The organism is Rhizobium etli CFN 42 (assembly GCF_000092045.1).
Lineage (GTDB): Bacteria > Pseudomonadota > Alphaproteobacteria > Rhizobiales > Rhizobiaceae > Rhizobium > Rhizobium etli.
This window is the reverse complement of sequence record NC_007761.1, coordinates 3,323,272-3,335,064: the sequence shown is the minus strand read 5'-3', so window position 1 is coordinate 3,335,064 and position 11,793 is coordinate 3,323,272. Positions and strand designations below refer to the sequence as shown.

Below are 11,793 nucleotides of genomic sequence, written 5' to 3'. Positions count from 1 at the left end.
CCTGCCTCTTGTCGCTGCATGCACCAGTCATTGCGCTGCTTGGGGCTCCATGTCCTATCAAAGCCTTCCCGCAGCAGCTGCTTGCCGAATTCTTCACCATTGGTTCGGCGGCATTGGTCGGTGATAGGCGCCGCGAAGCATCCATTGACGTCTGGCGCGAGAGATCACGATTGCCTGCGATAGCTGTGGGCAACTACCGATGGCCCGCTTCCTATATGCTTCCCGGACCGTTGAAACAATTCGCGGATTAGTCGCTAATGTGTTGATTTGTATGGCGCACCCGACAGGATTCGAACCTGTGACCTTTGGAATCGGAATCCAACACTCTATCCAGCTGAGCTACGGGTGCATGCCTGAGGCGGTTTGAATCGCCTGTCCGATGGGTGGTTCTTAGCCTAGCTTGCGGCCGGCTTCAACGGTGAAATTCTCAGAAATACCGATGCTTGCGGTTTGGCACGTGTTTTTGTGCGTCAGCCTCCCGGTGCGTATAAAAAACTCCGCCGGCCTTGCGGGCGGCGGAGGGGGGTGCCGGGTGATGACCTTGCCGCGGTCAAATCTGCATGGCGCCGGGGCCAGGGATGGCTCTCGGCGGCACCTTGCCGAGGATGATCATGCCGAGCACCTCGTCCTTGGTCACATCCTCGGTTCGGGCGTGGCCCACCACCTGGCCGTTCTTCATCACCGAGACGCGGTCGGCGAGGTCGAAGACGTCGTGGATGTCGTGGCTGATGAGGAAGATGCCGATGCCTTCCTTCTTCAGCTGCTTGATCAGCTCGCCCACCTGCGCCGTCTCCTGGGGCCCGAGGGCTGCCGTCGGCTCGTCCATGATCAGAATGCGGGCGTTGAAGAGGATGGCGCGGGCGATTGCCACCGATTGCCGCTGGCCGCCCGAAAGCGCCTTCACCGGCTCCTTGAAGCGCTTGAAGTTGGGGTTCAGGCGCCCCATCACCTGGCGCGCCGATGCCTCCATCGCGACGTCATCGAGCGTGCCCCAGCGGGTCTTCAGCTCGCGGCCGAGATAGAGGTTGGCGGCGGCGTCGACATTGTCGGCGACGGCGAGCGTCTGGTAGATCGTCTCGATCCCGTATTTCTTGGCGTCGCGCGGGTTGCGGATGTCGGCCGGCTCGCCGTTGATCAGGATTTCGCCGGAATCGCGCTTGTAGGCGCCGGAGAGAATCTTAATCAGCGTCGATTTGCCGGCGCCGTTATGGCCGAGAAGGGCGACGACTTCGCCGGGGTAGAGATCGACCGAGGCATTGTCCACGGCATGGATGCCGCCGAAGGAGATCGAGATGTTTTTCAGTTCCACGAGGGGAGTGCGTTGATCAGTCATATTGAGGCTCCTCTCACTTGGCACGGGCGCGATAGACGGTGTCGAGCCAGACCGCCACGACGAGGACGGTGCCGACGACGACGCTCTGCAGCGGCGTGTCGACATGGGCGAGAACCATGCCCGATTGCAGCGATTGCATGACGAGCGCGCCGAGCATGGCGCCGGCGATCGTGCCGGTGCCGCCCGCCAGAGACGTTCCGCCGATGACGGCGGCGGCGATGGTGTAAAGCTCGTCGAGCGTGCCCTGCGAGTTGGTCGCAGCGTTGAGACGGGCGGTTGATATCGCGGCTGCGATAGCGGCCAGAATGCCCATCAGGGCGAAGATGCGCACCGTCACCCAGCGGGTCTTGATGCCGGCGAGTTCGGCCGCCTCGGGGTTGCCGCCGATTGCGAAGACATAGCGGCCGAAGCGCAGACGGGTGGCGATGAAGGTCATGATGATGCCGACGACGATCGCGATCAGCACCGGCACGGCGATGCCGTAGGGAATATCGAGGCCGGTCTCAGGCCAGGGGATATTGTTGGTCTCGGCATATTTCTTGGCGATGTTGATCGGCCAGTAATAGCTGTTGGCGATCGAGACGGCGCCGAGGATCAGGAAGCAGCTAAGGATCGCGAGAAAATATTCCGCCCAGATCGGCCGGCGCGGAAAGCCGAAGCGGCGGCGCTGATGGCGCGAGCCGATGATGCCGGCGATGACGAAGAGGCAGGCGGCAATGCCGACGATCCAGCTCCAGGTGGCGCCGATCGAGCCCTCCGCGCCCCCGCCCATGATGCGGAAGGTCTGGTCCATGGGGGCGACCGTCTGGCCGCTGGTGACGAGCCAGGTCGCGCCGCGCCAGACGAGCAGGCCGCCGAGGGTGACGATGAAGGAGGGAACGTTGAGGAAGGCGATGATCATGCCCTGGAAGGTGCCGATCAGGCCGCCGGCAATGAGGCCGATGATGAGCGTGATCACCCAGGTGAAGGGGCTGTCGAAGCCGATATATTCCGGCAGTATCTTCGCCTGCGTCACGCCCATGATCATGCCGCAGAGGCCGAGCACGGAACCGACCGATAGGTCGATGTTGCGGGTGACGATGATCAGCACCATGCCCGTCGTCATGATCGCGATGTCGGTCGTCTGGACCGAAAGGTTCCAGAGATTGCGCGGGGTCAGGAACAGGCCGCCGGTGATGATGTGGAAACCGATCCAGATGATGATGAGCGCGCCGATCATGCCGAGCAGGCGTGTGTCGATCTCGGTTGCGCGGAAGAAGCGGGTCACCGCATTGGCTTCCGCCGTTCGCGGCCCGCTTGATGTCGTTGATTTTACCATTTCGGCCATGGGTTTTGCCGTTCCCCCATTGTGTTTGGACGGCTGCGCCGGCGTGCCTGAAATTGTCGGCGGCGTCATCGTCTGTTCTTCAACTGACCATCGCGATGCTTCCGGAAACCGTGGCGTGGCGACGCGACATGCTTCCGGCAGGGAATGCAAATCCGCGATGGTGCGGCGAGGCGGAGAAAACTTCGTCTTGGAATTCCCGTCCGCATCCGGCGCCGCAGCGATTTCCGCTGCGGCGCCGGTTATTCTAGTTCAAAGTTCACTTATTTGCAGGCAGCAACCGTGCCGGCCTTCACACCCTGGCAGGCCTCAGCTTTGGAAATCCAGCCGGCGTCGATGACGACGTTCAGATTGTCCTTGGTGATCGCGAGCGGCTTCAGGAAGACCGACTGCATTTCCACGCCCTTCGGGCCGCCCTTGAAGGCCTGTGCGCCATCGATCTTGCTCATGTCCTTGCCGCCGGCAAGGTCGAGAGCGATTTCGGCTGCGCGCTTGCCGAGTTCGCGGCTGTCCTTCCAGACGGAAACCGTCTGCGTGCCGAGAGCGATGCGGTTCAGCGCCGCCTTGTCGCCGTCCTGGCCGGACACCGGAACGGAGCCGGCGAGGCCTTGGGCGTCGAGCGCTGCGATCGCGCCGCCGGCCGTGCCGTCATTGGAGGCGACGACGGCGTCAACCTTGTTGTTGTTGGCGGTCAGGAACTGCTCCATGTTGCGCTGGGCGTTCTCCGGCAGCCAGCCGTCCGTATAGGCCTCGCCGACATTCTTGATCTTGCCGGCATCGATCGCGGCCTTCAGCACTTCCTGCTGGCCCGAGAACAGGAAGTCGGCATTCGGGTCGGAAGACGAGCCCTTGATGAAGACGTAGTTGCCTTCCGGCTTCGCCTTGAAGACGCCTTGCGCCTGCAGGCGGCCGACTTCCTTGTTGTCGAAGGTGATGTAGAAGGCGGCCGGGTTTTCGATCAGGCGGTCGTAACCGACAACCGGAATGCCTTCAGCGGCGGCCTTTTCGATCGCCGGGGCAATTGCGTCGGCATCCTGGGCGAGGATGATCAGCGCGTTGGCGCCCTGCGAGATCAGAGATTCGACGTCGGTCAGCTGCTTGGCGGCAGAAGACTGTGCATCAGCGGAAATGTACTTTGCGCCCTTGGCTTCGAGCGCCTTCTTGATGGCGGCTTCGTCCGTCTTCCACCGCTCTTCCTGGAAATTCGACCAGGAAACGCCGACGACGAGGTCGGCAGCCATGGCGGCGGTGTGCACGGAAACGAGGATGGCGGCGCCGGCCATCAATTTCAAAATAGACTTCATAATGTCCTCCCGAGTGAGTTGCGGCCGGCCCAGCCCATGCTTCCTCCGGCCACCGCGAAAGCTGTCGAGGAAAATTCGATTATTTTCTCGACAGTCGAGAAATTTGATGTCAGAGATTTTTTCAGCTGTCAACACTGGACTGTCGGCTTCAGCCCTTGCGCAGCGGCGGCCGGAGATGCAGTGGAAACTAAAGCATGTCGCGCAAAGTGTGCCGCGGTTTTGCGGCAACGCCATGCGCAAAAACAAAGAGCTAAAGCGCTACGAGCGATCTGAAAGATCGCGAAGCGCTTTAGGCTAAGGCAAGCAGGAGGAGAGGGCGGCATTCATGCTGACCAAGTCGAGCACGGAGCTGGTCCGGCAGAGAAACAGCGTGCTCGTGCTGTCCGTGCTGCGCCGCCACGGTGCGCTCGCTCATACCGAAATTTCTGATTTCACCGGCCTTTCCTCGGCCACCATCTCGGCGATCACCGCCGATCTGGAACGCGCCCAGATCATCGAAAAGTCCGAGCAGCAGGCGGCAAGCGGCCGCGGCCGGCCGCGCGTGCTTTTGCGCCAGCGGCGCGATTGCGGCTATCTGATCGTCGTCATCATCTCCTCGGATGCGGTCCAATATTCGCTTGTGGATTATGCAGGCAAGCTGATCGACCGTTTCAGCGAGGAGCGCTCGCATGATCCCTCAGGGGCTGGCCGCTTCGTGGAAGGCGTGCGCGCCGGCCTTTCGCGCATCCTCGATCGCTCCCGCATTACCCAGGAAAAAGTCCTGCTGATCTCTATCAGCAGCAAGGGCCTGGTTGATTCCACCGAGCCGGTGCTCGTCTGGTCGCCGATCTTCGGCAGCGATCAGATCGATTTCGAATCGGCGCTCCGGCCGGATTGGCAGGCCAAGATCATCCTCGATAACGAGACGCTGCTGGTCGCCGCCGCACTCGGCGCGCGCGAGGAGATCGTCAAGGGCGCCGATTTCCGCTCGCTCGCTGCGCTGTCGCTCGGCCACAGCATCGGGCTTGGCATCGTCCGGCGGGGAGGGCAGACCGGGCAGGAGGTCTCGGCGCCGAATTTCGGGCATATGCTGCATATGGCGGGTGGCGGCCTCTGTCGTTGCGGCACGCGCGGCTGCATCGAGGCCTATGCCGGCTTCTACGCCATCCTGCGCAGCGCCTTCGAAGTGCCGCTCGATACGATCCCGGCGAAGTTCGTGCCGGTGGCGGAACTTGACAAGATCGCCGTGAAAGCCCGCCAGGGCCACCGCACCTCCACCTTCGCCTTCCGCCAGGCGGGGCTTGCCCTCGGCAACGGCCTGTCGCGCATGCTGAGCCTCACAGAACGCATGCCCATCGCCATCACCGGCCCCGGCACCCGCTATTACGACCTGCTCCGCCAGGGCATCGAAGAGGGACTCGGCCAGTCGCACATCGTGCGCATGGAAGGCATGCCTGAGATCCGCATCGTCCCCGAAGAACCCATCCTCGTCTTCGAAGGTCACCTCAACCGGGCGCTGTCGGTGATCGACCAAGATATCGTGATCTCGGGTGTTCAGGGCGGAGAGTAGCGCAAAACCCCTCCTCAACCCCTCCCCACAAGGGGGAGGGGTTAGAGCTTTTCCGGGTTAGCTTGAAGCATTCTGCCGGAGCAGGTTTTCGTCAGAGCAGAGGCGATTGGCGATGGGCATACTCCAGGTACGTCCGAGCCGATCGCCTCTGATCCTGGCGGAAACATGCCCGGCCCTTCGGGTTGGCTGAAACGGGCCGGCTGCTCGACCGGCCGGCTTGGCCGTAGACCTGGGCTACGACGCGCGCCGGCCGGTCGACCATCCGACTCCATTTGAGCCAACAGAATGCTTCAATCTAACCCGGAAAAGCTCTAAGTTGCTGCGCCCGTTGGTTTCCTTTTCACGGTTTCATCCGCAGAAAGCTTGGCGCTTGCCGCAGTCGGCCGCCGCGCGTTAGTCCCTCCCCCTTGTGGGGAGGGGTCGGGGAGGGATCTTCAATACGCTTTGCCATCAAACGCAAAACGGCCGGGCGTCTGCCCGGCCATCTCATGCACGACTTCCGGTCGGGAGAGGACCGTCAGCCGATCTTGATCAGCTTGCCTTCCTTGACCGACTGGACGGCGGCGTCTGCGAGCGCCAGCGCTGCGAGACCGTCCGCGCCCGACGGCGAGATCTTCGTGCCCTTTTCGATCGCGGCAATGAAGGCGGCGATCTCGTTGGCATAGGCTTCGGTGTAGCGGGTCATGAAGAAATCATGCAGCGGCGGGCGGGTATAGCCGTCGCCGTTCGCCACCTCGATCGAGACCGGGCGCTGGTTTTCCGCTGTCGCCATGCCCTTGGAACCGTGCACTTCGATGCGCTGGTCGTAGCCATAGGTGGCGCGGCGGGAGTTGGAGATGACGGCCTGCTTGCCCGAGGCGGTCTGCAGGATGACCGAGACGCTGTCGTAATCGCCGGCCTCGCCGATCGCCTTGTCGACCAGCACCGCAGCGGTCGCCAGCACCGAGACCGGCTCTTCGCCGAGCAGGAAGCGGGCCATGTCGAAATCGTGGATCGTCATGTCGCGGAAGATGCCGCCCGAACGCTTGATGTAATCGACCGGTGGGGCGCCGGGATCGCGCGAGGTGATCGTCACCATCTCGACATCGCCGATCTTGCCGTCGTCGATCACCTTGCGGACAGCCATGAAATGCGGGTCAAAGCGGCGGTTGAAGCCGACCATCAGCTTGGCGCCGGTTTCTTCCACCACCTTGATGCAGCTCTTGACGCGGGCGACGTCGAGGTCGATCGGCTTTTCGCAGAAGATCGCCTTGCCGGCGCGGGCGAAGCGCTCGATCAGATCGGCATGGGTGTCCGTCGGCGTGCAGATGACGATGGCGTCGATATCCTTGGCGGCCTCGATTGCCTCGATGGTGCGAACCTCGCAGCCATAGGCCGAAGCGATCGCCTCGGCGGGCTGCGGAAAGGCGTCGGCGACCGCAACCAGCGTCGCATTGGCATCGCCGCTGACGGCCTTGGCGTGAACCTTGCCGATGCGGCCGGCGCCGAGAAGACCAAATCTTACAGTCATTTCCATCTCCCTTGAATTCGGAACAAATAAACCGAATTGCCAAAAATCTGGAATTTTCATTCCACCATCTGCGCGTCGCGTCAAGCCCACGACTCTTTCACATTTGCAAGATTCAAACTAAAGGACAGTGCGACAAAATGCGACCGCGGGGAAAGACATGCAACTGATCGATCCGAACCATCCGGCATATCAGCGCCTCTGGGTGCGTGTTGGCATCGTTGCCGTCTGCTTCGGCTGGGCCGCGATCGAGATTATCGGGGGCGATCCCTTCTGGGCGGTGATCTCCGCTGCGGCCGGCGCTTATGCCTTCTATATGCTGTTCTGGACCTTCAAGCCGCAGTCGGCCGAGCCGGTTGTGCAGCCTGATGCCGAGGGAGAGGACGAGACCGCTGAGACATCCGCTGAAAAGCCTTCGAAAGACGGGCAGGCGGAATAGAAGCGGGCGATTCGCCGCAGCGCTTCGTCTATCAGGAGGTCGGCGAGCATCATCCGCTTGGTCGCAGCCGAACAATCGAAGCGCGCCGCGCTCTTTCCGATGCGCGCCGCGCTTGACATCTTTGTTCGATTTTATCGCAAAGCCGGCGCACGGCTTCGCGTGCAGCGAGCCCGGTTTACGCGCATTCCCGTCCTGTCAGAGTGCCAATTCCCTAGCTTGCGCGTCAATCTTTTCGCAGGCATCACGGAATGGATTGCGCATCGTTACCAGCGGTGAGACTCCAAGCATCAGAAGCGCTTTCAAATGTGACCAGCCACCTCCGAGCAGCGGCGCAAAGGGTGTCATCGCGATACGTTCCTCGCCATAAAGACGCTGGTACTCTGCAAAATTGCAGAAGTTCTCGTGATTGCTGTTCTTCAGATGGAAGGACTCGGCCGCAGCGCCTTCGGCAAGGATAGCCTCGTGCGTGTCGAGCATGACGGCATAGTAGTCGATCGATCCATCGGCGGCGGGATCGACTGATGCGATCGTCGTGCCGTTCACGAGCTCCTTCACCTGGATCAGAATGCCGTTCAGGTACAGCGCATGGCCAGGCGACAGATAGAGATCCGAATGGGGTGTGTGCCCGTCCAGTGCGTGGCGGCAAACCCGGATCGGCACGACGTCTTTTTGCCAGCGTACGCCGCTCTTCTTGAAGCTTTGGCGGCCGACCCACTTTACCGCACGGGTGCTGCCGTCAGGGAGAGCAACGCGGTCGCCGATGCTGAGGTCCTCGACGGGCTTCTCACCGCCATCCGTGAGGATTGCCGTTCCCCGCAGGAAGCAATTTGGACCGCTGCCGCCATGGCCTCCGCCTGAGCCACCGCTCCCGCCAGAGCCTCCGTGTCCACCGGAGCCGCCACGTCCCCAACGGCGACCCATCGCTTTGGCCGGAGAGGTGGAAATTGCCGTGGCCATGGCTGCCACGCCGGCGAGGCGAGCACCGGCGGCTGCGGCTACGCCTAGAAAATGTCTGCGCGCAGTGTTGCGTGGCTGTTTCGGATCTTCCGTAGATGACATGTGGGCGATCTCCTGAAAACATTTCAACCGCTCGATGCTACAATGTGTTGTGTCGCATTCAATTTCGCCAGTTAGCGCGGTGCCCTACTGAAAAGGAGGTAGGCATGGATTAGGGGGTCCCGAAATACGCTATGTCGGATACCAAAAAGCGGGAGGTTTATCTGCTACCGCAACGCGAAAGAATCGAACTGAGTACCTCAGGGAGCGGTTGAATGGCTGGAAAACGGCACATATAGCATGCGCTGACCGAGCCGGTTTGCGGCATAGCCTCGGAGCGTTTTCCCGCGCTCGAGATTCAGCTTTGCGGCAGGCGGCGCATCGCCTCGTCAATCAGCAGATTGGCGATCATCATGCGCCGGTTGGCATTGTCGCGAAAAGGCTCAGCGACGCCGTCAGGATGATTGGCCCTGGCAAAGGCGCGCCGCTTCTCGTTCAGCGTCTGTTGGGTATCGGCGGCAGCGATCGCCAGTTCGGCGGCGATCTCTTCCGGAGCAATGCGGGCGAGATGGTCCGGCATGATAGGTTCCGGCGGGGAAGACTCTTCGGCCGCAGGCTCGCTGCCCAGATTGTCGAAATAAGCTTCGCCGATCCGCTGCGAGGCGACCGAGATGCCTGCCATGACATCGAATGCGAGGCCGGTGGCAAGCCCGGATACGCGGTGGGCAGCCGGCGCTTGCGTCTCTTCGGCCGGTTCTTCCTCGGCCTTCAGCCGCTCGAGCACTGATTGAAATACCGATTGTCCGAACAGCATGCGCCTTCCTCTCGAAGACATTAGATCCTGACAAGATGGCGCAGGGCTTGCCGGTTAGATCGGTGGAGCATGATTGTCTTCCGAGAACCGCGGGCACTTTTTCGGCGTCGTTCGCTAGCCGCCCTGCGTGCGGCTTTCCTCGAGGATGATGTCGTAGAGCAGCTTGGCGCTCGGCGGCAGCGCCCGTTCTCTCGCCGTGATCAGGCTGTAGGGCTTGACGTTGATGTCGAAATCGATCGGCAGCATGCGCACATCGGATGCCTTGGCGCCTTGGCTGGCGAGGAAATGGGCGACGTCGACGGCGACGGGGGCGATCGCATCGGTTTCGCAGACGATGGCGCAGGTGAGCAGCAGCGAGGAAGTGTTGACGATGTTCTCCGGCAGCGCCACGCCGCGCGATAGGAAGATGTCTTCGATCGTGCGGCGCAGCAGCGTGCCCGGCGGCTGGAACACCCAGTCGTAATCCCTGACGTCGGAAAGACTGCTTGTCTTCTTTCTTTTGAGGAGCGGATGGCGATTGCGCACGATCAGGCAGGCCCGTTCGATGCCGATCTCTTTCACCTCGAACAGGCGCGGGTTGAGGTCGTCGGGAATGCGGCCGATGATGAAGTCGTGGCGGGCAGCAAGCAGCTCGCGGGCGAGCACGTTGCTCGTCTCCACCTGGATGTTGATCTCGATGCCGGGATAGGCCTTGCGCACCCTGTTGATCGCCGGCACGACGAGGCTCATGGCCGGCGCCGTCACCGCGCCGATGAACACCGAGCCGCCCTTGCCGCTCTTCAATTCGCCGATCTCGCGGCTCGCCTCGCGCAGCTCCAGAAGGATCTTGCGGGCGCGTCTGGCAAGGGCGGCGCCGAAGGTCGTCAGCACCACGCCGCGGGCGACGCGTTCATAGAGCGATGTCTTGGTAATCGCCTCCATTTCCGACAGCATGCGCGATGCGGCGGGCTGTGAGATGTTGAGAACTTCTGCGGCTGCGGAAATCTGTCCACTATCTTCGATTGCGACGATAATGCGCAGGTGATTCAGCTTAAGTCCCGAGCGGAGAAAGCTGTCGTCGCCAAAATTGTCGCTGTGGATATCGACGTGATCCATCAAAACGGGCTCTGAAACAATCGTCATGGTTGCAGCCTCCCCACTGCGCTCCATCAAAAGTAATACTTTTTAACGATATACCAAAATTGTTATGCACATTACCACTTATTCTATTTGACAGTTATAGGAATCCATACCAGTTTGCCGCCGTGTGCTGGTTGGCACTCAACACGTGTGAGATCGTGGAGGAGACCTACTTCGTTTCTCACCATCTGAAGTAACTATCCAATACGGAACCTGCCACAGTTTCGGGGCGGGCGATTTTTCGTCCGCTGCTCTATTAACAAGGGAGAGAGAAATGAAATCCATTATCTCATTGATGGCTGCGGCTGCCTTCGGCGTCGCTTCGTTCGTTGCACCGGCGATGGCCGCGGACAAGGGCACCGTCGGCATTGCCATGCCGACCAAGGCTTCGGCTCGCTGGATCGACGACGGCAACAATATCGTCAAGCAGCTGCAGGCTGCCGGTTACGGCACCGACCTGCAGTACGGCGACGACGACATTCCGAACCAGCTGTCGCAGATCGAAAACATGGTGACCAAGGGCGTCAAGGTCCTCGTCATCGCTTCGATCGACGGCACGACGCTTTCCGACGTTCTCCAGAAGGCACACGATGCCGGCATCAAGGTCATCGCTTATGACCGCCTGATCCGCGACTCGGCCAACGTCGACTACTACGCCACCTTCGACAACTTCCAGGTCGGTGTTCTGCAGGCCAACTCCATCGTTGACGGCCTCGGCCTCAAGGATGGCAAGGGTCCGTTCAATATCGAACTCTTCGGCGGTTCGCCTGACGATAACAACGCCTTCTTCTTCTATGATGGCGCAATGTCCGTCCTGCAGCCCTACATCGACTCGGGCAAGCTCGTCGTGAAGTCCGGCCAGACCGGCATGGACAAGGTCGGCACGCTGCGTTGGGATCCGGCAACGGCCCAGGCCCGCATGGACAACCTGCTCTCGGCTAACTACACCGACGCCAAGGTCGACGCCGTCCTGTCTCCCTATGACGGCCTCTCGATCGGCATCATCTCCTCGCTGAAGGGCGTTGGTTACGGTACGGCTGCTCAGCCGCTGCCGATCGTCACCGGCCAGGACGCTGAAATCCCGTCGGTCAAGTCGATCATCGCTGGCGAACAGCACTCGACGATCTTCAAGGACACCCGCGAACTCGCCAAGGTCACGGTTGCCATGGTCGATGCCGTCATGTCCGGCAAGGAGCCTGAGGTCAACGACACCAAGACCTACGACAACGGCGTCAAGGTCGTTCCGTCCTATCTGCTGAAGCCGGTTGCCGTCGACAAGACCAACTACAAGCAGATCCTCGTCGACAGCGGTTACTACACCGAAGACAAGCTGAAGTAAGTTAAGCTGGAGGCCGGAGCTCGCGCTTGCGGGTTCCGGCCTTCGATTTTATGATTACCCATCCATTGA

Annotated in this window: 10 protein-coding genes and 1 tRNA gene; 3 read left to right on the top strand and 8 right to left on the bottom strand. The window is 61.2% G+C overall.

Translation table 11 applies throughout. The annotated features are described in order from the left end of the window. Positions 1-272: 272 nt before the first annotated feature. From RHE_RS16250 to xylF, 4 genes are all read right to left on the bottom strand, one after another. Positions 273-349 (bottom strand) — tRNA-Arg (locus tag RHE_RS16250). A 201-nt stretch (positions 350-550) separates the two neighbouring features. Then, positions 551-1,333, bottom strand: a complete 783-nt coding sequence (locus tag RHE_RS16245; protein ID WP_011426410.1) for an ATP-binding cassette domain-containing protein — start codon at positions 1,331-1,333, stop codon at positions 551-553. A gap of 13 nt (positions 1,334-1,346) precedes the next feature. Beyond that, the gene (locus tag RHE_RS16240; RefSeq protein WP_042118901.1) at positions 1,347-2,660 is read right to left on the bottom strand and encodes a sugar ABC transporter permease; all 1,314 of its coding nucleotides are present in this window, start codon (positions 2,658-2,660) and stop codon (positions 1,347-1,349) included. A 260-nt stretch (positions 2,661-2,920) separates the two neighbouring features. Then, complete coding sequence (gene xylF, locus RHE_RS16235; RefSeq protein ID WP_011426408.1) at positions 2,921-3,961, bottom strand: D-xylose ABC transporter substrate-binding protein; 1,041 nt, start codon at positions 3,959-3,961, stop codon at positions 2,921-2,923. A 325-nt stretch (positions 3,962-4,286) separates the two neighbouring features. Between xylF and RHE_RS16230 the strand changes: the two genes are divergently transcribed. Beyond that, positions 4,287-5,510 carry an ROK family transcriptional regulator gene (locus tag RHE_RS16230; RefSeq protein ID WP_011426407.1) on the top strand — a complete coding sequence of 408 codons (1,224 nt, stop codon included), beginning with the start codon at positions 4,287-4,289 and terminating at the stop codon, positions 5,508-5,510. A gap of 517 nt (positions 5,511-6,027) precedes the next feature. Here RHE_RS16230 and iolG read toward each other — a convergent pair. Next, positions 6,028-7,020 carry an inositol 2-dehydrogenase gene (gene iolG, locus RHE_RS16225; protein ID WP_011426406.1) on the bottom strand — a complete coding sequence of 331 codons (993 nt, stop codon included), beginning with the start codon at positions 7,018-7,020 and terminating at the stop codon, positions 6,028-6,030. 157 nt (positions 7,021-7,177) lie between these two features. Between iolG and RHE_RS16220 the strand changes: the two genes are divergently transcribed. After that, on the top strand, positions 7,178-7,456 hold the full coding sequence (locus tag RHE_RS16220) for a hypothetical protein (RefSeq protein WP_011426405.1): 279 nt from the start codon (positions 7,178-7,180) through the stop codon (positions 7,454-7,456). A 195-nt stretch (positions 7,457-7,651) separates the two neighbouring features. Here RHE_RS16220 and RHE_RS16215 read toward each other — a convergent pair whose 3' ends face one another. The 3 genes from RHE_RS16215 to RHE_RS16205 all read right to left on the bottom strand — a co-directional run bounded on the left by RHE_RS16215 (position 7,652) and on the right by RHE_RS16205 (position 10,388). Beyond that, entirely contained in the window at positions 7,652-8,515 is an 864-nt protein-coding gene (locus RHE_RS16215; protein ID WP_011426404.1) for a Hint domain-containing protein, read from the bottom strand. Between the two features lie 295 nt (positions 8,516-8,810). Beyond that, positions 8,811-9,266, bottom strand: a complete 456-nt coding sequence (locus RHE_RS16210) for a hypothetical protein (RefSeq protein WP_011426403.1) — start codon at positions 9,264-9,266, stop codon at positions 8,811-8,813. A 114-nt stretch (positions 9,267-9,380) separates the two neighbouring features. Beyond that, entirely contained in the window at positions 9,381-10,388 is a 1,008-nt protein-coding gene (locus RHE_RS16205) for a LysR family transcriptional regulator (protein WP_011426402.1), read from the bottom strand. A gap of 271 nt (positions 10,389-10,659) precedes the next feature. Between RHE_RS16205 and chvE the strand changes: the two genes are divergently transcribed. After that, a complete protein-coding gene (chvE, locus tag RHE_RS16200; RefSeq protein WP_011426401.1) occupies positions 10,660-11,724 on the top strand; it encodes a multiple monosaccharide ABC transporter substrate-binding protein in 1,065 nt (354 codons plus the stop codon). Positions 11,725-11,793: the final 69 nt, after the last annotated feature.